Below are 22,994 nucleotides of genomic sequence, written 5' to 3'. Positions count from 1 at the left end.
CCTTCAACCGCCTCAAGGACTTTCGCCGGATCGCAACCCGCTACGACAAGCTTGCCCGCAACTACGCTTCGGCCCTCGCTCTGGCCGCCGTCATCACCTTCTGGTGCTGATCGAGTCCAAACCCTAGCCGGGGCTTTGACCGCGCTGGCGCTGAACCTGTCGCCGAACCCCTACGCGGCCCTGGAGATCGTGTTCTGGTTGATGGGCTCGCTCAGCGACCGCAGCCTCGACCACGTCCTCCTATGCCTGCCGCTGATGGCTGTCGGCTGGGCCCTCATGCTGTCGACCGGCTCCGCCCTCGACGCCCTGACGCTCGGCGAGGACACCGCCGCGAGCCTCGGGGTCGGCCTGGTCTCCGTGCGCCTGCGTCTCGTCACGGGTGCGGCCCTGGCCGTCGGGAGCGGTGTCGCGGTTTCAGGCGCCATCGGCTTCGTCGGCCTTGTCGTACCGCATCTGATGCGACCGCTCGTCGGTGTCCGTCCCGGCGCCTGTATGCTGCCGAGCGGCCTCGCGGGAGCGGTCCTGGTTCTCGCGGCGGATATCGGCGTGCGCCTGCTCGCCACCCGGCCGGAACTCAAGCTTGGCGTGGTGACGGCGCTGGTCGGTGCGCCGTTCCTGATCGTGCTGCTCCTGCGCAGCCGCGGGAGGCGGGCATGAGCCTTGTCCTGCAGGACGCCCAGGTGACGCTGGATGGACGGACCATCCTCTCAGACATAGGTCTTACCCTGGAGCCCGGCCGCTTCGTCGGGCTGGTCGGCCCGAACGGGGCCGGCAAGACCACGCTCCTCCGCGTCCTGGCGGGGCTGATCACCCCAAACCGGGGGCGGGTCACCCTCGACGAACGTCCGTTGTCCGGCTTGGCCCGCGAGGAGCGGGCCCGCCGTATCGCCGCCCTGTTCCAGGGGGGCGGCGTCGGCTGGCCGATGACGGTTCGCGAGATCGTGGCGCTCGGCCGGCTGCCGCACCGTCGTGCGTTCGCATCCCTGGCGGAGGCTGACGAGATTGCGGTGGCGCGGGCTATGGCGCGTACAGACATTGCCCACCTCGCCGCCCGAGCGGAGCCGACCCTTTCCTCGGGAGAGCGCATGCGCGCATTGCTCGCCCGGGCGCTCGCGGTCGAGGCGCCGTGGCTTCTTGTCGACGAACCGGTCACGGCCCTCGACCCAGCGCACCAACTCGATGCGATGGCGCTTCTGCGGAGCGTCTCCCGGGACGGCACCGGCGTGGTCGCCGTGCTGCACGACCTTACGCTCGCGGCCCGGTTCTGCGACCGCATCGTCGTGCTGGCCGGTGGCCGCCTCGTTGCCGACGGTATCCCGGAGGAAGCCCTGACCGAAGTCCTGCTGGCCGAGGCGTTCGGCGTCACGGCCGAGCGGGGCTGGGCTTCGGACGGGACCCGATACATCCTGCCCTGGGCGCGGTCCGGGGCTCAGACGGAGGAACGCGATGACGTCACCACCACGGGCTGACGCGGTCACGACCCTGCTGCGGGACGCACTGGCCGACCCCGGCACCGCCTGGAGCCTCGGCAGCTTCGGGGCCATCGCCGAGTTCATGCGCGACCCCGATGAGGCCACGTTGCCGCTGCCGGACGGGCGCATGGGCCTCGCGACGGAGCGGGGCGCCATCGCGCTCGCTCCCAGTCCCGACCTGCGTCCGGTGGCCTACGAGACGGCCGTCGCGACCGGCTGGAACCACGCCGTCGCCCTTTGCCTGCCTGAAGCGAGCTGCGCGATGAACCGGCGCGGCGTGGTGACGGAACTTGGCCCGGACCGGGACGCCGCCCGCGAACGGGACCGCGACGCCATCCTGTTCGATCTGGGCCTGGGTCTCTTGGCGGTCGATGCCTGCGTGCGCACGAGCGACCCGGAGGCTATCGCCTGCCTGCGGTTCGGCGTCGGACTGCCGCTGTTCGACCCTGCGAGCCCCATCGGTCGCCAACTCGTGGCGCTGAGCCCCCACCGCGTGTTCCTCGCTCGGGTCGGCCGCATCGAGGTCTATGCCCCGATCCCGGGCCCCGGCGGCACCAGCCCGGAGGGCCCTCACACCCACGTCCTGCCCAAGCTCCTGCGCGGCGGTCGCACTCATGCGGCGACCACCCCGATTCCGGCAGGCTGGGTTCCCTGTGCCGGCATTCATCCGGCTCACCCCTACAAGGACATGATGGGCCAGCGGATCGCCTTCGACGTGGCCCGGCACGACGCCTTCCAGACCCTCCTCGACCGGTGGGGTGATCCTGACTTGCTCGCGGCCAAGCGCGGCGGGGACCTCGGCCCGGACAGCCTCGTGTCGAACCGCCACGCGCAGGCTGCCCGCCGTGTCGCGGAGGTCCAGGCGCGCTACCTGCGCGGTGAGACCGTCGAGGCTGACCCCGAGCTCGACGAGGACGAGGACGCCGCCAACCATGCCTGACCCAGCGCTCCATGGACGTTGAGGCACCCCCGCGCCGGCAGAGGGTGGTGGGGCTGATCGGATGCCCCGGTGCGGGCAAGACGACCTACGCGCGCCGGTACGACCCGCTGCAGGGCTGGGTGCACCTCACCCTGGACGACCTCCGGCAGACATTCTGGCCGCCGGACCGTCAGGTCTACTGGCAGGTGCGCCGGACGGACTGAGACGAGGGGGCGCGCCGACTGCTCCACGGTGTGAAGGTCGCTGCCCTGGATGCGGCCCTGGCGGCGGGGTTCAGCGTTGTGATGGCTGACACCCACCTGACCCGAGAGGTGTTCGAGGCCGAGCTTGAGGTCGTCGAGCGATACGGTCTCTCGGTCGAGTGGAAGGTGTTCGACCTATCCTGGGAGATGCTCCTCGCCCGCAACGAGGCACGCGGTGGGATCGACCCATCACATCGTCAGCCGGAGATCATCCTGCGATTGGCCCACGACGCGTTCCGCTCGCCGGACGCTTGGTGGCGGTTGCTCCCTCCGGACCGGGTAGAATTTATCTCGCCTGCTGCGGCCGATCCTTCGAAGGCGGGGGATGATCACGCTGGGATGTCGTGATGCCAGAGCGGAGCCGTAACGAAGAAGGGTAACGCTATGAGCGGGCGTTACGAGCCGACACGCCGCCTTGGAGGTTCCTGTGAACGGGCCTCCGGCCCGGCAAATCACTCGGACGGTCGTTCAGGTTCGCCCGTTCCCGCTTCTCACCTGCCGCTTCGCGCAGACGCCCAGGCTTTTCCACAAGCCAGTTCCGCGGGGACAAATCGGGGACAAATCAGATTTTGGCGCGCGCCAACCCCTTGTGATAAAACACATTTTTCGGGTTGGGGGTAGATGGCGGAGACGGAGGGAGTTGGAGCCCGTTCGCCGCTAAGCCGCTGATCCTGAACGCTAAGACCCTGGGCGCGTCGCCCGCGCTGTGCCGTGCCCCTGTGACACCGCCCCACCTGAACAGTCTGCGGCTGCGGGGTCAATCCCTGGGCGCTGCGGCTCCCGTGGCAGGGTGTCGCCAACCTCCGGCCAGTTCGGTTCGCGGGGTCAATGAAGGCCGCGACCGCCGGATCGACCGGCCCGACAGCAAACAGTGATGCCGCATGCTATTGAGGCGCCCCCGGGGCGGTCCGGTTCGGCCCGGCATGGGCCATCAGCAGCAGGTCGTCGCAGCCTCGGCGTCGCGGACATGGTCGAGTGCAAGCGGCGCAGCCTCATAAACTTCCGCTCTTGGCGTCGCTGGTTCACCACCAAGATGAAGTGGGCCGCGGTCGACGGCGACCTGATCGCGCCCATCGTCGGCCCCGAGCGGTCAGGGCTGATCCTGGGCCGGTACAGCGAGGGCCCCGAGATGGAGGCCGCCAAGGCCGCCATTGCCAAGGTGCGCCTGCCGCCGCTCGACGGCAGCCCCATCCAGGAGGCGCAACCGCTCACCCCGAGGAACAGAAGGAAGCCGGCTGCCGCGACGGCCGCGTAGCCGCGGCGGCCACCGTTACGGTGCGGTAGGCGGTAGCGAAGGGCTCGACCCCTTACCGGGCGGGTCCCGTCGCAGGTCGGCGGCGACCCGCCGTTTCGGGGAGCGCCTGATCAACTCGTAGCGCCCGTCGTCGGTAGGACGGATGTATTTGTTGTGCGTGTTCCGGGTCGTCAGCTTCTCCGTGACGACGCCGGGGGTGATCCGCTCGAAATTCCGCCTCGCGAAGTCATGCGTATCCGGGGTGATGGTGGCATGGAGATCCGCGGCGGTGAGCGGGCCGCGCTTGCGGATCTCGTCGGCGAAGGCCCGCATGAGGCGGTCCCAGAAATGCAGCGAGGTAGAGGCCACAATCCCCGCCTTGCGCCCCTTCGGTCGTTTATCGGTCGGGGCGGGTGCGGACATGGCTGCCATCGCGGTGATAAGCCGGTCGACCTGCGAGCGCAGGGCCGCGTTCTCGGCGGCGAGGCTCGCAAGCACGTCCTCGATCCGGCCGGTCATGCGGTCGACCTGCGCGCGCGTGGCCGGCTCGTCCTCGGAGGGGGCGAAGCCCGACGGGTCTCCCGAGCGCGCCAGCGTCAGGAAGCGCCCGAGCGCCCGCTCCGTGCGCTCGTCGAGGTCGAGCGCCGCGAGATGGGGTCGGTAGCGTCGACGTTGCCGCCAGGCGGCGAAGGGGTGCTGGATGTCCCGGTCTGAATGGCTCGCACCGTCGCCGGCCAAGGCGCTGCGCTCGGCGAACGCTGCACGCAGGTGGTCGTATGTGACGCGCACCCCGTTCTCGACGAGCAGGTCGGCGACCTCGTCGAGGGTTCTCTGGTCGATCATGTCTTCGGCCCGCGCTGAGCCTTGCCATCTTCACCAGGAACGGTGAACAAGATGTCAGCGGATGCCTGACGGTCGGCCGACGCCCCTGCCTCGGTGGGAACTGCCACCCGCGGCCGGCCGGGTCGGAATGCAGGGAACGGCAGGCAACGGATGGTTGCCGGACGTTGATCCTCAAACTCCGGCCCAAACCCTAAGCAAAAGCGAAGGGATTACAATTAGTTGGCTATTCCGGGACGGAATCCCCGCTATATAAAAACGGCTGGATACAGTCTCAGCGACGGGCGGCGATCAGAAGCGCTAAATATCTGTCGCAGTTGAGTTTATTGGACTGCCGAAGGGAATAGGTTCTTGAGCGTGGCCGTTGGCTCGGGCTCATAAAACGGCAGCCAATTGCAGCCATCGGGGCGCTCTCACCCAAACTTTTCTCAAACATGCTGCCCCTGTCCCGGTGCCTGGGTGCGAACTCAAGCAGGGGGCACGAGCTTGAGCAGGCCCCCGAAATCCGCCGATTGGAAAAGGCCTCGTGTGGGGCCGTCCCCGGGCTTGATGCCCATCCTTCATTCGCGCGGTTGTCGCGTTGGAGCCGTCGGACCGCCGGACGGCCATCGTAGCCTGCCTGCAGTGCGAGGCCTCCTCAGCATCCTACGAGCATCAGTGGCTGATCAGGCAGCAGACGGGGCAGCCGGCGAGCAGGTCGCGGGTGACGCCTCCGAATGCCCATTCCCGAAGCCGGCCATGCCCGTAGCCACCGGCGACGATCAGGTCCGCCGCTTGCTCGGACGCCGCCTCGACCAACGCCTCCGCGGTCGAGGCACCGTAGGTATGCCTATGGACCGCCGTGGCGTGGACGTCGTGTGACTGCAACAGGCCAATGACGTCCCGCGCGTCATCCGTTTCCTTCCCGTCGTCGACGGAGATGAGCACGACACCGGAAGCTCGCTTCATGAACGGCAACGCGTCACGCACGGCGCGACGCGCCTCGCGGGTGTTCTTCCACGCCACCGCGACCCGCTGGGCTTCGAGGTGGTCGACCCCCGGCGGAACGATCAGCACCGGCATGCCGAGCCGCATCAAGGCGTCTCCGGGGTCCACGGACATGAGCGGGCTGCTGTCGTCGCCACGCCCTGTGACCAGCAAGTCGCCGGCTGCCGACTGCCTCCCGAGGAACGCCGACGGGAAGTCCAGGGCGGAGCGCCACTCGATCCGGCTCCGCCCCCCGACGGCCTCCTTGAACGTCTCGTGCGCCAGCCGGAGGTCGTTCAGGACGTCCTCCTGGACGGAAGCGATGCAGTATCCGCCGCCCGGGATCGGGCCGGAAGGCGCCCCGTCGTAGGCCGGCATCTCCGCCGCGACGCCGATCAGGCGTGCCTGGAAATCGTCGGCGACGTGCGCGGCCAGCCGGACGCGCTCTCGCGCATGCTCGCCGAGGTCGACCGCCACCATGACGCTCTTGTAGGACATGAATGTCTCCGGACTGGTTGGTAACGAGGTCAGGCCGGGCCTACCGGTCGAACGGAGCTTACGGCCCGGCCGGGACGCGCTCAGGCCAGCGTGAGGTGGTCCTCGACGGCGCGGACGCCCGGGGCCGACCACGCGGCGTTCTCGGCGATCCGGCGCTCGTGGCAGGCGTTCACCTTGCCCTCCAGGACGACCTTGCCGTCCTTGACCGTCACCTTGATCGCGTCCGCCTCAAGCTCGGCGCTGCGCTTGAGCGCCGCCACGATCTTCGCGCGCACGTCGGGAACGCTCGCCTTCGGCGCCACCTCGATGGCGTTCACGATGCCCGCCACACCCGCGAGCCGCCGGATCGCCCGGTAGGCCTCTTCCTTTTGGTATTGCCAGCCCAGCTTGCCGGACAGCGTCACCCAGCCATCCTGGACCTTCACCTGCACGGCGTTCCGCGGCACGGTCACCGACCAGTCGAGCATCTGCACGGCGCGGCGCGCCAAGTCCTCGTCGCGCGGCGGCGTCTCGCCGCCGAAGCGCACCTTGATCTCCTCGACCACCCCGCGCACGCCGCGCACCTTCTGGGCGGCCTTCTCGGCGGCGACGCGTTCCGTGTAGCTCCCGACATGGCCGGTCAGGGTGGCGATGCCGTTCTCCACGGAGACGCCGACATGGGCGGCGTCGATGCTAGGGTCGAACTCAAGCTCGTCGATGATGTTCTGGCGGATCTGCTTGTCGCCCATCGCTCGTCTCCTCGATAAGGGCTGGGCCGTCGCTGGCCTCGACGGAGGCTAGGTCCGGCAGGCTGGGGGACATTGATCCAGCGCAACGTCCTCGCCCGCCGCGATCCGTGCGGCCATCGGGCAGGCTCGTCGGTCTACCCGGGCCGGGCAGCGGGCGGTCACGGCGGCGACAACGTCCCGCGCATCGAACAGGCGGTCGAACGTCGGCACGTCCGAGAAGGCGCGCGGCACGCTCGCGTTGCCCGCGATCAGCGCGAAGGGGATGCTCTGGCGGCGCAGGGCACAGGCGAGCGGGAAGCCGGGCCCCCGGTTCAGGTCGGTGCTGATCACCGCGAAGTCCGGCGGAGCCTCGTCCAGGGTCTCGGAAGCCTCCGCGCACGTGCCATAGGGGCCGCTGACCGCGCAGCCAGCGTCGGTGAGGACGTCCTCCAGCCACATGCCCGGCAGCGCCTGGGGCTCCGCGACCAGCACGACCGGCCTTGTGTCCCGTTCCTTTTGCATCGCCCGATTCCCACTTCCGGTTACGATGGTGCGAGGATGTGGGCGGTCCGCCGGACCGCGTTGCGCTAGATCAAGGGAAGCGCGGCCGTCGCCAGCATGGCGAGGACCGCGAGCAGCATGCAAGCCGTGGCGACCCAACCGAGCATCTTGAGCCGGCCTCGCACCGCGAAGGCGCCCATGACGTCGGCCCGCGCCGCCGCCAGCATCATCACGGCCATGACCGGGACCGCGATGACGCCGTTGACGACCGCGCTCCAGTAGAGCGCCCGGATCGGGTCGACCGCGCCGAGGCTGACGGCCATGCCGACCAGGGTTGCGAGCGCCACCGTGCCGTAGAAGGCGCGTGCTTCCAGCAGGCGCCGCCCGAAGCCCACGGGCCAGCGTCGGGCCTCCCCGACGGCGTAGGCCGCCGAGCCCGCGAGCACCGGGACCGCCAGCAGCCCGGTGCCGATGATGCCGAGCGCGAAGACCGTCGCGGAGAACGGGCCGGCGAGGGGGCGGAGCGCCTCAGCGGCCTGGGCGGAGGTCTGGATGTCGGTGACGCCGTTCGCGTGCAGGACGGCCGCGGTGGTGACCATGATGGCGAGCGCCACCACGTTCGAGAAGGTCATGCCCACGACCGTGTCGACCTCGATCCTGTGCAGGGCGTGCGCGCCTTGCTCCGGCGCGTCCAGGAGATCGCGCCGGCGCGGATACGCGTGCAGGTCCTCGGCCTCCTCAGCCGCCTGCCAGAAGAACAGGTACGGGCTGATCGTGGTCCCGAAGAGCGCCACCAGCGTCGTGAGGCCGCCCCCGCCGAAGTCGATGCGCGGCAGGGCAATGGCCACGCCGAGGTCCCACCAGGAGACGCGGGCCAGGATCACCACGCCGAGATAGGCGAACAGGCTCAGCGTCAGCCACTTCAGGACGGCGACATAGCGCGTGTAATGCAGGGCGAGCTGCATGAAGGCGCAGGTGCCGGCGAAGAGGGCCACGTACAGCCAGCGTGGGCCCGGCAGGAGCAGGGCGAGGGCGTCCGCCATGGCGCCGAGATCGGCCCCGAGGTTCAGGACGTTGGCGGCGAGCAGCAGGATGACCACGCCCTGAAGCAGGCCGTTCGGGTAATGCTCGCGCAGCACGCCGGCAATGCCGTGGCCGGTGGTGCGTCCGATCCTCGCCGAGACCATCTGCACCGCCGCCATGAGCGGCAGGGTGTAGAGGATGGTCCAGCACAGCCCATAGCCGAACTGGGCGCCGGCCTGCCCGTAGGTGGCGATGCCGCTCGGGTCGTCGTCGGAGGCGCCGGTGATCAGGCCCGGGCCGAGCACCCGCAGCAGGCGCGGCTTAGAGGGACCGACGGTGGGGCTCGGAGCCTCGGGGTCGTCCGCCTCCCCGGTCGCGACGGACGGGACGCTCATATCGACGGCTTCAAGGTCACGGTATTAGCCTCGGTCCGGACCGTGCGCGCGACCCTCAGGGCCGCCGACAGGTCGTCGCCGTCGGTGCCGTAGCGCCGGAACAGGGCGTCGAGCCAATCCGGGCGCGCCGCCCCGGTATCCGGAATGTCTGCGAACGGGACGTGGTACATCCCGTCGAGCGCCTCGATGCCGTAGCCGGTGACGGCCCATTGCCGCCCCTGCCAATGCACGGGTTCGGTCAGCCCATGGCTCATCCTCGCCTCCTCACGCCGCATGCTCGCCGAGTTCGCAGACCTCGCAGGTGTCCGCCCGCAGCCGCCAATCGACGACCCCGTCGGCCTCGCACAGCATCGCCTTGGCCGCGTAGGCGGCTGCCAGGTCCGAGCAGGCGGTCACCACCGCCTGCCGTTGCAGCACGCGGTGGTCGTGGCCGGTGTCGTCCGGGACGGTCTTGTGGAAGGTGACCAAGTATGTGCGCATCGCCCGCCTCCGCCTGCCGGTCGAGGCGGACCTTGGACCGGTCGGGCCGGCCGGCGTTGATCCAGCGCAAGGGCGCCCGCGTTCATGTCCCCGCCGTCGGCGGGAAAAGTGGTTCGCGACCGGGCTCCCCGTCCGCCGGGTGGCGGGCCGACGCGGCGCGATGGGCGTGCGCCTTCCCGTGCAGCGGCCAGTAACGCTCCATGGCGAGATAGGTGAACGAGGCGGACCATCCGATCAGCAGGAGTCCGTTGAGCGCCTCGACGCCGGTGAGCAGGCGGGCATGGCCGACCGGGGCGTGGTCGCCGTAGCCCAATGAGGAGTAGGCGACCACGGAGACGAAAAGGCAGTCCTCGAAGGTCTCGATGGGCACGCCTGAGAAGGCGCCGAGCCCGAGCCTGAGGACAAGCAACCAGTAGGCGACGGCGTAGGTCCAGACAGCGGCCGTGTGTCCTGCGAAGGCCGCCAGCACCACGGCGACGATGCGCCAGCGCGGAGGCACCGGCAGTTCCGAAAGGTGCTCCGACGTGAGGCGAAGGGTCTCGTACAGCAACAAGATGGTGGCCATGACGAGGACGATGCTGGCGGCCAGGACGACGAACATGGCTTCGGTCCCGAGGAGGGGCCCGAGGGTCGTGCCCGACCTCACCGAGGGCCGCGTTGACCTGCCTCAAGCGTGACGCTCCTGCGACCTTGATCGTGCCGGTAACGCCGTGATCCGGGTCGCAGGAGGATCGGAGGTAACGCAGACGCTTCTCCTCTACCCGAGCCCGGACCGGATGCTTGAGGCAGGTCAACGCCGTCCTGTTCGGATGCCCCCACCGTGACGGCCGCCCGATCCGGGTCGAGGGAGGCTCCGATGTCCATTGCCAGCATCATGGTCGCGGTCGATGACGGGCTTCACGCCCCGGCGCGGGTCCGCCTCGCCGCTGGGCTCGCGGAGCGCCTCGGGGCCCGCCTCGTCGGCGTCGCCGCCTGCATGCCCGATTACCCGCGGGGGTACGGCGAGACCGCCGTGCCCATGGGGATGGTCATCGAGGAGATCCGTCAGGCCGCCATCGGCAAGCTCGCGAACGCGGAGCAGGCCTTCCGCAAGGCCGCTTGCCTGATCGACCGGGTCGAGTGGCGCTCCGACGTCGCCGCCCCGGTCCCGTTCCTGGAAGGGCAATCCCGTGCGGCGGACCTCATCGTCGTGGGGCGCCACGTCGACGACGAGGGCGTGACGCCCGGTATGGCGGTCGGCGTCGGCGATGCGCTGATGGGGCTGGGGCGGCCTGTCCTGGCCGTCCCGGCCGGCATCGAGCACCTGGAAGCCAAGCGCGTCGTCATCGGCTGGAAGAACACCCTTCAGACGCGCCGGGCGGTGTCGGATGCCATGCCCATCCTGCGTCGCGCCGAGGCGGTCCAGGTGTTCCGGGTCGGCGATGGCGACGACCGCCACGAGATCGAGGACGTTGTCCGCTACCTCGCGCTGCACGACGTGAGGGCCAGCGCGCACCTGGCGGGGCCCTCCGGCTGGACCGTCGCCGATGACCTGAGGGGCGCGACGCGTATGTTCGGCGCCGACCTGATCGTGACCGGCGCCTACGGCTACAGCCGCCTGCGGGAGTGGTTCTTCGGAGGGGTCACGCGAGACCTGCTGGAGAAGGCGTCCGTCTGCTGCCTGATGTCCCACTGATGCGGGCGGCAGGATGTGCCCGAAATGACGGGATGCCGTGAAGGGGCAGCTCGTGCGCGGCGAACAAATGCGGTACACCTGTTCGGAGCGGTTCGCGTGACGCACGGTAGGCTGGTTCTTGAAGAAGCTCACCGGGAACCAATTGCTCGGCGAAGCCGGGGTCCATCGCTTCGCGACCCGCATCCTCGATGCCGGGCTTTCCTTCCATCCGACGACCGGCACCCTCGATGCGGGCGTCGACGGCTTCATCGAGTTGCGCGACCCGGAGACGGGAGAGGTGAGGGCCCAGTACGTCGCCGCCCAGCTCAAGACGGTAAGCAGGCTCGCCGAGGACAACGGCGAGACCTTCTCGTTCAAGGCCAACGAGCGCGACCTCGACTACTGGTTCAACGCCAACACGCCGGTCATCCTCGTGGTGGTCAATCCGGCGACCGAACTCATCTGCTGGAAGTCCGTCCAGGCCTATTTCCAGGACCCCGACAGTAAGCGCTCCAGGAAGGTCGTCTTCGTCCGCCAGGAGGACGAGCTCACCCCCGACGCCGTGGGCAAGCTCGCCGCACTCGTCGCGGGCTTCGCACGCCCGGGCGTCGTCACGCCGTCGATGCGTTCCGAGGAGGAACTCGAAACCAACCTGCTGCGGGCCAGCTTCCCGTATCGCCTCAACGTCGCCTCCATCGAGGACGGCCCCGGTGAGGTCCGGGACGCGCTCAAGCGTAAGCTGGAGCGGCCGCCCATCGACTGGATCGTGGACGGCGACCGGCTGGTGACCTTCCGCGACCTGGAGGACCCGCTGTTCGAGCACGCCTGCGACCAAGGCAGCGTCGACCAGATCGAAACGCTGGACTGGGCCGAGGCCGACGGAGAGGCGAGCAAGCGTCTGTTCGTGCGCCTGCTCGGCCTTTGCCTCGGTGAACGGATACGCGAGCGCCTCGTGTTCGACCGGGACCGCAGGTACTACTTCTTCAAGGGCAACCCCCAGCGGAGGGGCGAGCGCGTCTACACGTTCAAGGACGCGCGCGGCGACGGCAAGCGGACCGTCGTCTCCCGGCACGGGCTCAACCGGGAGAAGACCGGCGCCTCGTACCTGCGGCACGCGGCGTTCGTCCCGCGCTTCCTCGACCTGGACGGCGAGTGGTACCTCGCGGTCGATCCCACCTATCACTTCACGCGGGATGGTTTCTCCGAGAGCGCCTTCGCCTCCGACTACCTGAAGAAGATCAAGGAGATCGAGCGGAACTCCAACGTGCGCGGGCACATGCGCATGTGGCGCGCCCTGCTCACCGAGCGGGGCGACATGCTCCACGCCGAATACCCCTACCTCAGCTTCGAGGCGCTCGACCCGCTGCGCCATCCCTACGGCGTGCCGGACGACCTCTGGTCGGAGCGCGAGGACCCGGACATGAGCAAGGCTCGAAAGGCAGGCCAGCGTGAGCTCGACCTTTAGGCTGCAGCACGTCCACGAGCCGCTGCTGGAGTTCGGAGGGGACGGTCGGCACCCGGACGTGCGCTTCGGCCTCGTGGACCATGGTCCGGTCGACTTCTCGACGAACGAAACCCGGACGGTCCGCGTCGGCCTGATCGGCTCGTCCGAGACCGTCGACGGCTTCCGGGAATGGTTCGCCCGCTGCGAGAGCGAGATCCCGGCCAAGCCGAGCCGGCAGCCCAACCTGTTCCCGTCCTTCCCTGGCAGCGGCGTCACCGGACCGTTCCGGTGCTGGTTCGAGATCGACCGGCATCACCAACGTATCCTCCGGGCCGCCAGCCTGGCAAAGGTCACCGGCGAGGAGCGGGACGACGTCGCCATCCGCCTCGCGGTCGAACTGTTCGTGGAGGAGATCCGCGACCTCTCCGAGTCGGACCGGCCGCCCCAGGTCGTCGTCTGCGCGTTGCCGGTGGAGCTGATCGAGCGGGTGAAGAACCTTCGCGGCCCCGAGGACGGCGAGGTCGGCCCCAGGGGCGAGGAAGGCCAGGGCGAGGCCGGGAACGACGCCGAGGACACCCGTCTCTACGAGGATTTCCGGGGCGCCCTGAAGGCCGCGACGCTCGCCTACAGGATTCCGATCCAGATCGTCTGGCCATCCACGTACGACGAGCGGGCCGTGATCAAGCGGAAGCTGGCGAAGCTTTCCGCGCGGAGGGTGCAGGATGAGGCCACCAGGGCCTGGAACCTGTTCTGCGCGCTCTACTACAAGGCCGGGGGCACGCCTTGGCGGATGGTGCGCGAGCGCGACGAGTTCTCGGCGACCTTCCTCGGGATCAGCTTCTTCGAGGACCTCGGACGAACCTCGTTGCGGACGAGTTCGGCCCAACTGTTCGACGAGCGTGGCGAGGGCCTGATCCTCAAGGGAGGCCGGGCCCTACGGGACAAGAACGACAGGCATCCCTACCTCTCCGAGGAGGATGCTTACGCGCTGACGAAGAACTCCCTCGGCACCTACAAGCGCGAATGGGGCACGTTCCCGGCCCGCCTCGTCGTGCACAAGAGCTCTCCCTTCCACCCGGAGGAGGCCGCCGGCTTCGAGGCTGCCATCGATGACCTCGGGATCGACCAGGCGGACCTGATCTGGCTCCCGCGCCGGTCGCCCGTCCGGCTCATGCGCGACGGTGACTATCCACCCCTGCGTGGTACGGCGATGCGGCTCGATAGGGACACCTCGTTGCTCTACACCCGCGGCAGCGTCGACTTCTTCGCGACATACCCCGGGCTCTACGTCCCGAACCCGTTGATGCTGAAGGCCCACCGGCGCGACAGGACAGAGTGGGACATGCTCCTGAAGGAGACCTTGGCGCTGACCAAGATGAACTGGAACAACACCCAGTTCGACGGGGGGCTGCCCATCACGATGCGTGCCGCCCGGCAAGTCGGGGAGATCCTCAAGCACGTCGGCGAGGGCCAGGTCCCCGATCCCCGGTATCGGTTCTACATGTGATCGGACACGGGGGCCGAACATCGGTCCCGCCGCGCGCAAATGCCTGGGCCTTGTCCCCGGGATCCCCAGGGTCGACGCGTTTTTGCACCGTCGCCCAGGCTCGAAGGTTGACCTGCGTTAACCGAGCTGGAAGGGTTTGCCTGCGCCACGGCGCCGATGCCTTCCGCCCCGGGCTTTCCAGGGCCGAAACAGGGAAATCCCCGACGATGATCCGCCCCGCCCGCCTGAAACGAAAGGCCGATGACCGGCTCGGGCCGGCGCGCGGAATGCGTGCCGCTCCAGGCCGACCCGTCGCCGATAACCGTCCGAGAACCACCGGGGCCTGACCGGCGCGCGAACGCGCCCGGCCGCCTCGACCGAGGCAGCCGATATGTCACCTGACTTCCATGACCCCGACAGGATCGTCGGCCAGATCTTCGAGCAGTTGGCGACCTGCCGCGCCGAGATGGGACGTGCGTCGCTCTGCCGGGTCGCGTCCGCGCTTCGCGTCGCCCTTGGCGCCGCGGTCCTGAGCGAGGCCGAGCGCCACGCGGAACACCTCGCCGAGCGCACCGGCGGCCCAAGGCCGGGCGACGCCCGCGTGATGTCCTGGACCCAGCGGACCGGGGCCGAGCCCTTCGACGAGAGCATCGAGCCGTGACAAGCCTGAGGAGCGAGACGATGCCCCTGCGCCTCATAGCCAGGCCGCCCGGCCGCGCCGCCGCCAGGCCCGACGCAACCACCCCTTCCCGATCATGCCGCGAGGCCCGACCGGCGCGCCCCTGAGCGCGCGGCCGCCTCGCGCCGGAGGCAGCCCATGTCCAAGAAGCCCTTTCGCAAGCCCCAGCCGCCCAAGCGCCTCGCCCCTGCCGCTGCGGCACCGTCCGAACCCGACATGTTGGACGAGTTCCTTCCGGCGCAGGACACCGAGCAGATGCTCGGTGTCGCCCGGACCGCCCGCGTCAGCACCCTGCTGGCGATGGCGATGCTCCAGGATGCTGCGCGGCCCGCGGACCTCAAGCGCATGGCCAAGCCCGATGGCCTTGCCGTCGTCGTCTCCGTGCCCGGCCCCGACTGGGTCGAGCCGGTCACCCACGCCGTGCGGAAGCTTGGCGCTTGGTGCGAGGTGATCAAGAGAAATGGGTCCAGCCGGCAGGAGAAGCCAGAGAACGGTTGTGGCGACGTCGCCGAAGCCCTCGGAGCCGGCAACGGCGTCGTCGGGGTAAGCCATGCCCCGGAGCGTTACCTTCCCGCCAATCTCGTCGCCCTGGCGGACATCAGGATCGACCTGAAGACGCCGAGCCCCCGGGCGCTCCGCTCGACCATCCGGCTCGCGACCGGCTCCCGGCCCGGGCCGATCCCGGCCGGCATCGCGTCCGGGCTGTCGTTCGCCACCCTGGCGGGCTGCATCCGCCGCGGAACGTCCGGCCGGGCCTGCGTCCGCCGCATCGAGGCGGCGTCGCGCGCCTTGATCGTCGTCGACCCCGGCGTCGCCGACGTGCCGCCCATCGAGCAATGCCACGGCTATGACGAGGGCGGCGCGAAGGCCTGGGCACTCGGGCTGGTCGCGGCGATGCAGGAGTATAGATCCGGACTTCGTCCTTGGAGTAGCATCGAGGACAGGAACATTGTGCTTTCCGGCGACCCCGGCGTGGGCAAGTCCACTTTCGCGAGAAGCGTAGCGAAGTCGCTGAGATTGCCTCTTTTCTCGACGAGCGTCTCGTCCTGGTTCGCCTCCACGGGTGGATACCTCAACGAGATCATTCGCCAAGTAGACACGGTCATCGGCCAGGCATCCGCCGCTGGACATGCCGTCTTACTACTTGAGGAAATTGACTCAATTCCTAACAGATCGACAGTAGATCAAAGAAATCGCGAATATTGGGTCGCTTTGACCTCGCATATCCTCACGGCCCTGGACTCTGCGATGTCGGGGGCGACCTCGTCGCTGATCATCATCGGCGCGACCAATTTTCCGGAACGGCTCGACGAGGCGTTGGTGCGTCCGGGCCGCCTCAACCGGATCGTCCGGATCGAGCGACCCGACACGGTCGCCACCGCGGGCATCTTGCGCCAGCACTTGATGGGTGACCTGCGGGACGTCGACCTCGGGCCGGTCGCCGCAATCGGCGCCGGCGCCACGGGGGCGGAAATCGCCGGGTGGGCGAAGCGGGCCCGCGGCGCGGCCCGGGCCGCGGGCCGGCCGATGACCCGCGCCGACCTCGTGGCGCAGGTCGCCCCTCCGGACACGCGCGACGCCGACGAGATCCTCGGGGTGGCACGACATGAGGCAAGCCACTGCGTGATCGGGCTGGTGACCGGCAGTTCCGAGGTCGAGACCGTCTCGACGGTGCCCAACGGTCCCTACGCCGGTCTTACGCGCAGCCGGGTTCGCCGCAGGTCCAACGTCAGCAGGCGGGATCTCGACGACTTCGTGGTGACGCTTCTGGCAGGCCGGGCGGCCGATGCCCTCTGGGGCAGCGTCCACAGTGGATCGGCGGGCCAGCCCGGCTCGGACCTCGCGGCCGCGACGCGGCTCGTCGCCGCCGCGCATGCATCCTACGGTCTCGGCGGAAGCCTCGCGTGGCTCGGGGACGAGGACGAGGCGATGCGGCTCGCCCGGACGGACGAGGTCTTCAGGCGTCGCATCGAAGCCGACCTGTCCGCGCTGCAGGCGCGGGCCGACCGGCTCGTCCGGGAAAACGCCGCGACCATCGACGCGGTCGCCGCCCGCCTCGTGCGCTCGCGCGTGCTGTCCGGCGACGAAGTCCGTCACATCGTCGCCGACTGCATTCCCGCCTCGGGCGGCGCCCTGCCCAAGGAGGCGCGCGATGCGTGACGTGGATGCGCGCCTGGGGGCAACCGTCGTTGCCCTCGTTCAAGCCGCCCGGTCGCTCGGGCCGGAGCGCCTCGACGACCTCCTTGAGAACGTCGCCGGCGAGATCGCGGTGGCGCTCCTTGAGGAGGAAGCTCGGAGAACGGCCTGGGCCGGGCGCCCCGGCAACGTGGTTCCGTTCGCCCGAGGCCGCGTGCCGGGGGCGTGCCCGTCCCCGACCGACGCCCGGGATGGATCCTGAAATGGGACGGAACGACCCCCGGAAGCGCTTTCTGTGGATAAGTCCACATCGTTTCCAGGGGTGAATCCCGGGCCATTGACAGCCGCGGACGCCCAAAAAGGCGGCAAGGCCGTCAAGCGGCCCCGGAGCCTGGACCGAGCCGGCGCAAGGATAGCCCAGGGTCGCGAAGGACCCTGGATGTCGACGGGCCTTCCGCCGGAAAATCCCTTACCGCCAGCTGGCTTCCGGCGACTCCCGTTCCGGGCGCTCATTGAATTGCCTATTCAATCCTTGAGGTCGAAATCATAAGGACTGAGGCAAGTATCCTTGATGTAGTTTGCCCCTCAAAAACCCGTCCAACCCTTGACAAATTCTAGGTTAAGCGACTCTCGGGACTCGCGTTTCGCCGCCGGACCGGCCGAATACGAGGCGTTGTACTTCGGGTCGACTTGCGGCATCAGAATGCAACGCCGAGCGGCAGACGCCACCTCGACGGAAACAAGCAGGCCCCGGTCGGGCTCGCCGCCCGGGCACACGGCCCGGGCAAAAGGAAGCCCCTCGGCGGATGTCGCCGCCGAGAGGCTTCCGGGCCGGGGCCCCAAGGGGCGGGCGGGACTTCAAAAGAAGCCCCGCCCGCAGAGTTCAGACCCGGGTGCGTTAAGCCCGGGCGACGTCAGCAAACACTTCAACCCCGGGTCCATTACGCCCGGGTCACCACCCGCAGAGAAGTCGATCCGGCATGACGTCCGGGTCGAAACCAGCAGAGAGAAGGACTCGGTAAGATGAGCAGGCACGTAAGGCAACGCGCTTCCAGCGCCGGGGGCATCGGATACCCGGGATCCACAGGAGGGGGCGACCGAAATGCGTCGAGCCCGGCGCGGCTGGCCCTCATCCGACGGCTGATGCAGGGCGTCGTAGATGCCGGCGCGTCGGCGGCGGTGACGGTCGACGGTCTCAACCCGACGGACGAGTTCGCCTTGGTTCTGGTGGAGATCACGCGGCCCGACGCCGGAACGACGCTGTTCCCCACGGACGAGGCCGACATGATTGACCGTGCCGTCCATGCCGCGCGTATCCGGTCCGCGGGGACCAAACCGAACGACTGAGCCGAGGCTGGCCGACGCCGCCTCGTAGGCCGGGTCACCACTCCCGACCGGCCTGAGACCCAACCTCCAACCAGGAACGTCGAAGAGGCGCGGCTACCCCCGGTAGCCCGGCCGGACACCCATGCCTCGTGTCGGCCGATCCGCCCCCTCCGAGACCTTTCCGCAGCTTCGAAAGAGGACGTGATGTTGCGTATCCACGACCATGAGGACCAACCGGCCGAGGCCGGGGAGACCGCGCTGCTGTTGCAGGGCGCACTGACCTTGCAGGAGGTCGCCGAGCGGCTCGGCATCTGCCCGCGCCTCGTCCAGGGACACGTCGACGACGGCAGCCTCGTCGTCATCAACGTCGGACGGGGAGACGTACGTCGCAGCCTGCGCGTCCTGCCCGACGACCTGGAAGGCTTCGTGAAGCGCCAACGGATCGCGGTGAAGAAGGTGGCGCCTTTCCCCAACGCGCTGGCCGGGCGGACGAAGACCCCCTCGGCCAACCCCGGCTACGCCGAGCGGCGCGCAGCCCGGCTGGCCCGCCGGAAGCCCTGAGCCGTGCCCCGGGAATTCCGCCCGCTCCCCCGGGGGCCACCAGCCCCCGACCTCACCCCTTCAAGTTCCAAAAGCATTCGCGTCAGCAAACCCGAAACCCATCAATCCAGCGAAAGAGGGACGAAGACATGTCAGAGAGCCATGGCGTCTGGAAGCCGCAAAACTCCAAGTTCTACTACTGCTCCTTCACCGTCGCGGGTAACCGCTTCAACGGCTCGACGAAGCTGGCCTCCAAGAAGGAAGCCATCTCGTTCGCCCGCCGGTGGAAGGAGAGCGAGGTCGAGAAGATCAAGAAGGCGGCCTCCAACCCCGCGGGGGAGATGACCCTCATCGATGCCGTCACCCGCTACATGCGCGAGGTCGGCGACGGCTACGTGAACTCAGGGGACTACGAGAGCAACTTCGATTGGTTGGTGGACAACATCGGGCCGAATACCCTGCTGTCCGAGATCGACGACGACATGCTCGCACAACTCGTCGCCCTGCGCGGCGGGGAGCGCAAGTACGGTCGCGAGGAAGAAGAGTTCGTCTCGAAGACGACCGTCAACTGCTGCGTCGTCAAGCGCCTCCGTGCGCTGCTCTCGCGAGCCAAGACATGGAAGGTGCGGTTGCCCGACGAGCCGAAGTGGACGTCGCACCTGGCGCCGGAGCGGCGGCGGGTCAGGACGATGACGGTGGCCGAGGAGTTGGCCTTCGAGAAGTGGGCCGCCGACTTCTGGCCCTTCATCCTGTTCATCCTGCTGACCGGCTTGCGCCGCAGGGATGCGCTGATCCGCTGGAGCCAGGTCGACTACGAGGCCAACGTCATCCGGGTCAGGATGAAGGGCGGAAAGGACCACGAGGTGGTGATCACCGACGACATCCGGGCCCTCCTCGACGCCGCGGCCGAGGACGGACACCCTGAATTCGTCTGGCAATGCGCCGTTCTGCGCGGGGAGTTCACAGGACGCCGGGTTCCGATCAGCTACGGATCGTCGTTGCATCAGTTCAAGCGCATCCTCCGCTTGGCCCGGATCGAGAACCTGACCTTGCACGACCTGCGCCGCACGGCGGGCGAGCGGATGTACCGGGCGACCGGCGACATCGCGGCGGTCTCGAAGTTCCTCGGTCACTCCAGCATCGAGCTGACGCGACGGTACTACGTCCACGTGATCCCGGATGATGTCGAGCTCCGGATGATCGCAACCGCGTATGCCCGGCAGGTCATGCGGGAACGGGCCCTGGCCCGACAGACCGTCCACTGATACGCACATCCGCCGACACGACCGCGAGCCGCCCCCGACCCGGGGGCGGCTTCTTCCGTTACCCACTCCGGATGCGGGCACCGCTGCCGAAGCCGGGCTCAGTGCGCCATGAGCACCGGGATGCGGGCCCGCTCGACAACGTGGCGGGTCACACCGCCGAGCAGCAACGCGCGCACGCGGCTATGGGTGTAGGCCCCCAGCGCCAACATCGAGGCGTCCCGCCGCCCCGCCTCGGCCAGGATGGCGGCGCCGACCGAGGGCCCGTCCCCGACGTCGAGGGGGACGGCTTCCGCCACGATGCCGTGCCAGCGCAGGTATCCGCACAGGTCCGCCGCCCGCGCCTCCTCGAAGCGCTCGGTCCGCGCGTGGACCACGGTGACCCGGGCGGCCTCGTGCAGCAGCGTGATGGACTGCCCGATCAGGCGCGTCGCTTCCAGGCTACCGTTCCAGGCGATCATGACGTGGTCCAGCAGGTCGTACGGGACGGTCTCGCCGACCATCAGCGTCGGGCGCCCCACCGAGAACAGCGCCGTGTCGAGCGCCCGCCCGGTGAACGGATGCGCCGGGTCGGGCCGGTCGATGATGACGAGGTCGCTGACGCGGCCCGCCAGGGTCAGGAGCGGTTCGACCTCGCCCGACAGTTCGGTCCAGGTCGCGAAGGTGGCGTCCAGCCGCCCGCCCGACATCCCGAATGCCACCCCCTCACGGGCGCACCACGCGCGCAAGGCCGCCTGAGCCTCGGCCGCGGACTCCCGCACGCCCCGCTCGATGGCCTCGATGGTCGCGCAATCCATCGGCACGAGGCCCGCCATCCCGGCGAGCACGTGCTCCGGGCCCGGCGCCATGAAGCTGACGCCGATATGCGCGTGCAGCGGCCGACCGAGCCTCAGGGCCGCTTCGAGCCGTTTGGTCGGGTCGATGCCCGGAGCGGTGGGGACAAGGAGGCAGCGCAGGAACATCGGGGTCTCCTCGCTCAGCGTTCGAGGCTTTTGAGGTAGGCGATCAGGGCCTCGGCCTGGTCCGGATCGAACCGGAACTCCGGCATGCTAGGGTGGCCCGTGCGGATGCCCTCCGCGAGCGCCTCGCCGAGGTCCTCGACGGGGTAGCGCGTGTGCAACTCCCGGAAGGGCGGCGCCACCCGCAGGGGGCTCGCGCCGGCCCGCCCGACAGCGTGGCAGCGGGCGCAGTTGGTCCGGGCGAGCGTCTCGCCCTGTTTGACCTGCCGGTCCCAGGCCGTGGCGCCCTCGACCGGGAGAAGGATGGCGAGCAACGCCAGGGCGCCCGCCGGAAGGATGGTTGCCTGGCGCATCAATGGCTCATCAGGCAGCAGACGGGCGTCGTCGTGAGGACGTCGCGGGTGGCCCCTCCGAAGATCCATTCGCGCAGTCGGCTGTGCCCGTAGGCGCCCATCACGATCAGGTCGGCGTCCTCGCGCCGGGCGAACCGCAGGATCTCATCCGCGGCGCCGACCTCCGGCGTGTGCAGCAGATGTGTGGTGACGGAGACGCAGTGCCCGGAGAGGTAAGCGGTGACGTCCTCGGCGCCCTCGTCGTCGGCCCCGGGGCCCACGACCGCCACATGGACCTCCTCGGCCCGGGTCAGGAACGGCAGCGCGTCGTGAACGGCCCGGCGCGCCTCGCGCGTGTCCTTCCAGGCCACGACGACCCGCCTCGCTGCGAGGCATTCCACGCCCGGCGGCGCGATCAGCACCGGCCGCCCGACCTCCATCAGGAGCGCCCCGGTCGGAACGGTCATCGGACCTGGGTCGCCGTCCGCAGGACCATGCCGTCCGACGACGACGATGTCCGCGGCGCGTGCCTGCGCGGCGAGGTAGGCTAAAGGGCTGGTCGGGGCCGAGCGCCAGTCCGTCCTTTGCGCCGCCCCGGCCTCGCGCTCGAACAGGGCCTTGGCCGCCGCGAGCTGCTCGTCCGCCAAGCGCTCCTCGATGGCCCAGACGCGCTCGACCTCGATCATATCGCCGACCGGCATGGGAGCCAGGACCGGACGCGCCGCGACGCCTGTCAGCTTGGCCTCGAAACGCTCGGCGAGGCTCGCCGCCAGTTGGACGCGGTCCGCCGCGGCGGCCCCGAGGTCGACCGAGACCATGATGTTGGTGATCTTCATGACCGCCTCCCCCCGCCGGAAATCCGGCTCCGTTTGGGTAGCGTGGCCCCGGGGCACCGCGTCGGCCTTGATCCATCTCAAGGGGCGCGACTGGCCGGGATCCAACCTCAGCAGGCGAGCGTCAGGCGGTCGTCGACGGCCCGGACCCCCGGGGCCGACCACGCGGCCCGCTCGGCGAGTTCGCGCTCGCGCCAGACATCGACGCACCCGTCGAGGGTGACCTTGTCGCCGTCGACGTGCACGCGGATCGTGTCCGGGTCCCGGGCGCTGCGCCGCAGGGCCGCGAGGATCCTGTCCTTCACCTCGGCGGCGCGTGCCGGCGGCTTCACCGCTATGAGGTTGACGATGTCGGTGACGCCGGCCAGCCGCCGCAGCGCCTTATCGACGGCCGCCTTCTGGTGGTAGTACGGCACGCAACCCTGCAGCGTGACGCAGCCCTTCTCGACCTTGAGCGTGACCGAGTCCCGGGGGACGCGCGCGTCCCACTCGATCACCCGGGCGCAGCGTTCGGCCAAGGCCTCGTCGCCGACGGCCGGGTCGTCAGGGTAACGGACCGTGATCCGCTCTACCACGCCGCGTACGCCTCGGACCCGGAGCGTGACGCGTTCGGCGATGCCCTTCTCGGCGTAGTTCCGGACATGCCCGGTCAGCGTCACGATGCCGTTCTCGACCGTGACGCCGATCTGCGCCGCGTCGATCATCGGGGCGTACTCCAACTCGTCGAGCACGTGCCGGTGCACGGTGATGTCGTCCATCGCCGGTCTCCTCGCTCCGTCGGGGTTCAGAGGGTGAGCCAAAGCAGCGCCGGCGTCACCGCCGACGCCGCAATGGCCAGGGCCAGGGCCTGCAGGCTTCCGATGCTCCGGTAGCGGTAGCCATCGGTGACCACCCGTTGGCCCGCGTCGTTCAGCGGCGCCAGTCCGACCGGTACCCGCACGCGGCGTACCGTCCGGATTTGGGTGGTTCGAAGCACCAGGGTCATCGTTCGCTCCCGTCTTGCCTGACGGGAGACATCCTGCCGGCCCTCGCCGGGCGCGCTTTG

At 69.3% G+C, this 22,994-nt stretch carries 25 protein-coding genes and 3 pseudogenes; 15 read left to right on the top strand and 13 right to left on the bottom strand.

The window, feature by feature from the left end; all coding sequences use genetic code 11:
* The 6 genes and pseudogenes from ACLBYB_RS24075 to ACLBYB_RS24050 form a co-directional block, all read left to right on the top strand.
* Positions 1–110, top strand: a pseudogene (locus tag ACLBYB_RS24075) (IS5/IS1182 family transposase); the annotation flags it as partial.
* Between the two features lie 4 nt (positions 111–114).
* Positions 115–657: pseudogene (locus ACLBYB_RS24070) on the top strand (FecCD family ABC transporter permease); the annotation flags it as partial.
* On the top strand, positions 654–1,469 hold the full coding sequence (locus tag ACLBYB_RS24065; RefSeq protein ID WP_447700291.1) for an ABC transporter ATP-binding protein: 816 nt from the start codon (positions 654–656) through the stop codon (positions 1,467–1,469). The pseudogene ACLBYB_RS24070 and the gene ACLBYB_RS24065, both read left to right, overlap by 4 nt.
* The gene (locus tag ACLBYB_RS24060; protein WP_447700290.1) at positions 1,447–2,412 is read left to right on the top strand and encodes a DUF6925 family protein; all 966 of its coding nucleotides are present in this window, start codon (positions 1,447–1,449) and stop codon (positions 2,410–2,412) included. The genes ACLBYB_RS24065 and ACLBYB_RS24060 overlap by 23 nt, the downstream gene beginning before the upstream one ends.
* An 11-nt stretch (positions 2,413–2,423) precedes the next feature.
* A pseudogene (locus ACLBYB_RS24055) lies at positions 2,424–3,002 on the top strand (AAA family ATPase).
* A gap of 619 nt (positions 3,003–3,621) precedes the next feature.
* Positions 3,622–3,909, top strand: coding sequence for a hypothetical protein (locus tag ACLBYB_RS24050; protein WP_354456505.1), 288 nt, complete (start codon positions 3,622–3,624; stop codon positions 3,907–3,909).
* 15 nt (positions 3,910–3,924) lie between these two features.
* On the opposite strand, the gene ACLBYB_RS24045 is transcribed toward ACLBYB_RS24050, so the two are convergent.
* The 8 genes from ACLBYB_RS24045 to ACLBYB_RS24010 all read right to left on the bottom strand — a co-directional run bounded on the left by ACLBYB_RS24045 (position 3,925) and on the right by ACLBYB_RS24010 (position 9,899).
* Positions 3,925–4,731, bottom strand: a complete 807-nt coding sequence (locus ACLBYB_RS24045; RefSeq protein WP_447700289.1) for a hypothetical protein — start codon at positions 4,729–4,731, stop codon at positions 3,925–3,927.
* Positions 4,732–5,382: 651 nt separating this feature from the next.
* Complete coding sequence (locus tag ACLBYB_RS24040) at positions 5,383–6,192, bottom strand: universal stress protein (protein ID WP_447700288.1); 810 nt, start codon at positions 6,190–6,192, stop codon at positions 5,383–5,385.
* A gap of 80 nt (positions 6,193–6,272) precedes the next feature.
* Positions 6,273–6,920: a BON domain-containing protein gene (locus tag ACLBYB_RS24035; RefSeq protein ID WP_238301982.1), complete on the bottom strand. Its 648-nt coding sequence runs from the start codon at positions 6,918–6,920 to the stop codon at positions 6,273–6,275.
* A 48-nt stretch (positions 6,921–6,968) separates the two neighbouring features.
* The gene (locus ACLBYB_RS24030) at positions 6,969–7,421 is read right to left on the bottom strand and encodes a histidine kinase (protein WP_447700287.1); all 453 of its coding nucleotides are present in this window, start codon (positions 7,419–7,421) and stop codon (positions 6,969–6,971) included.
* Positions 7,422–7,486: 65 nt separating this feature from the next.
* Positions 7,487–8,818 (bottom strand): NRAMP family divalent metal transporter, encoded by a 1,332-nt coding sequence (locus ACLBYB_RS24025; protein WP_447700286.1) that lies wholly within the window; start codon positions 8,816–8,818, stop codon positions 7,487–7,489.
* A complete protein-coding gene (locus ACLBYB_RS24020) occupies positions 8,815–9,072 on the bottom strand; it encodes a hypothetical protein (protein ID WP_447700285.1) in 258 nt (85 codons plus the stop codon). The genes ACLBYB_RS24025 and ACLBYB_RS24020 overlap by 4 nt, the downstream gene beginning before the upstream one ends.
* A 10-nt stretch (positions 9,073–9,082) precedes the next feature.
* Complete coding sequence (locus ACLBYB_RS24015) at positions 9,083–9,298, bottom strand: hypothetical protein (protein WP_447700284.1); 216 nt, start codon at positions 9,296–9,298, stop codon at positions 9,083–9,085.
* Positions 9,299–9,380: 82 nt separating this feature from the next.
* A complete protein-coding gene (locus ACLBYB_RS24010) occupies positions 9,381–9,899 on the bottom strand; it encodes an ion channel (RefSeq protein WP_234082862.1) in 519 nt (172 codons plus the stop codon).
* A gap of 255 nt (positions 9,900–10,154) precedes the next feature.
* Between ACLBYB_RS24010 and ACLBYB_RS24005 the strand changes: the two genes are divergently transcribed.
* From ACLBYB_RS24005 to ACLBYB_RS23965, 9 genes are all read left to right on the top strand, one after another.
* Complete coding sequence (locus ACLBYB_RS24005; RefSeq protein ID WP_447700283.1) at positions 10,155–10,973, top strand: universal stress protein; 819 nt, start codon at positions 10,155–10,157, stop codon at positions 10,971–10,973.
* 118 nt (positions 10,974–11,091) lie between these two features.
* Positions 11,092–12,417, top strand: coding sequence for a DUF4365 domain-containing protein (locus ACLBYB_RS24000; protein WP_447700282.1), 1,326 nt, complete (start codon positions 11,092–11,094; stop codon positions 12,415–12,417).
* Complete coding sequence (locus tag ACLBYB_RS23995; RefSeq protein ID WP_447700281.1) at positions 12,401–13,903, top strand: argonaute/piwi family protein; 1,503 nt, start codon at positions 12,401–12,403, stop codon at positions 13,901–13,903. The genes ACLBYB_RS24000 and ACLBYB_RS23995 overlap by 17 nt, the downstream gene beginning before the upstream one ends.
* A 370-nt stretch (positions 13,904–14,273) precedes the next feature.
* Positions 14,274–14,543 carry a hypothetical protein gene (locus ACLBYB_RS23990; protein WP_354456495.1) on the top strand — a complete coding sequence of 90 codons (270 nt, stop codon included), beginning with the start codon at positions 14,274–14,276 and terminating at the stop codon, positions 14,541–14,543.
* Between the two features lie 156 nt (positions 14,544–14,699).
* Positions 14,700–16,721 carry an AAA family ATPase gene (locus ACLBYB_RS23985; protein ID WP_447700280.1) on the top strand — a complete coding sequence of 674 codons (2,022 nt, stop codon included), beginning with the start codon at positions 14,700–14,702 and terminating at the stop codon, positions 16,719–16,721.
* Complete coding sequence (locus ACLBYB_RS23980; RefSeq protein ID WP_354456493.1) at positions 16,714–16,959, top strand: hypothetical protein; 246 nt, start codon at positions 16,714–16,716, stop codon at positions 16,957–16,959. The genes ACLBYB_RS23985 and ACLBYB_RS23980 overlap by 8 nt, the downstream gene beginning before the upstream one ends.
* 881 nt (positions 16,960–17,840) lie before the next feature.
* Positions 17,841–18,044: a hypothetical protein gene (locus ACLBYB_RS23975; RefSeq protein WP_238301156.1), complete on the top strand. Its 204-nt coding sequence runs from the start codon at positions 17,841–17,843 to the stop codon at positions 18,042–18,044.
* Positions 18,045–18,227: 183 nt separating this feature from the next.
* Positions 18,228–18,584 carry a helix-turn-helix domain-containing protein gene (locus ACLBYB_RS23970; protein ID WP_354456492.1) on the top strand — a complete coding sequence of 119 codons (357 nt, stop codon included), beginning with the start codon at positions 18,228–18,230 and terminating at the stop codon, positions 18,582–18,584.
* 128 nt (positions 18,585–18,712) lie between these two features.
* Entirely contained in the window at positions 18,713–19,828 is a 1,116-nt protein-coding gene (locus ACLBYB_RS23965) for a tyrosine-type recombinase/integrase (RefSeq protein WP_447700279.1), read from the top strand.
* A 98-nt stretch (positions 19,829–19,926) separates the two neighbouring features.
* Here the strand turns inward: ACLBYB_RS23965 and ACLBYB_RS23960 are convergent, their stop codons facing one another.
* The 5 genes from ACLBYB_RS23960 to ACLBYB_RS23940 all read right to left on the bottom strand — a co-directional run bounded on the left by ACLBYB_RS23960 (position 19,927) and on the right by ACLBYB_RS23940 (position 22,934).
* The gene (locus tag ACLBYB_RS23960; protein ID WP_447700278.1) at positions 19,927–20,787 is read right to left on the bottom strand and encodes a universal stress protein; all 861 of its coding nucleotides are present in this window, start codon (positions 20,785–20,787) and stop codon (positions 19,927–19,929) included.
* 14 nt (positions 20,788–20,801) lie between these two features.
* Positions 20,802–21,137, bottom strand: coding sequence for a c-type cytochrome (locus ACLBYB_RS23955; RefSeq protein ID WP_447700277.1), 336 nt, complete (start codon positions 21,135–21,137; stop codon positions 20,802–20,804).
* Positions 21,137–21,952, bottom strand: coding sequence for a universal stress protein (locus ACLBYB_RS23950; protein ID WP_447700276.1), 816 nt, complete (start codon positions 21,950–21,952; stop codon positions 21,137–21,139). Before ACLBYB_RS23950 ends, ACLBYB_RS23955 begins: the two co-directional genes overlap by 1 nt.
* Before the next feature lie 107 nt (positions 21,953–22,059).
* Complete coding sequence (locus ACLBYB_RS23945) at positions 22,060–22,707, bottom strand: BON domain-containing protein (protein WP_238301162.1); 648 nt, start codon at positions 22,705–22,707, stop codon at positions 22,060–22,062.
* Positions 22,708–22,733: 26 nt separating this feature from the next.
* Positions 22,734–22,934 (bottom strand): hypothetical protein, encoded by a 201-nt coding sequence (locus ACLBYB_RS23940; RefSeq protein WP_447700275.1) that lies wholly within the window; start codon positions 22,932–22,934, stop codon positions 22,734–22,736.
* Positions 22,935–22,994: the final 60 nt, after the last annotated feature.

This window comes from Methylobacterium sp. D54C, from assembly GCF_053345595.1.
Note: the sequence above shows the minus strand (reverse complement) of the source record. Positions and strands in the feature narration are given on the sequence as shown.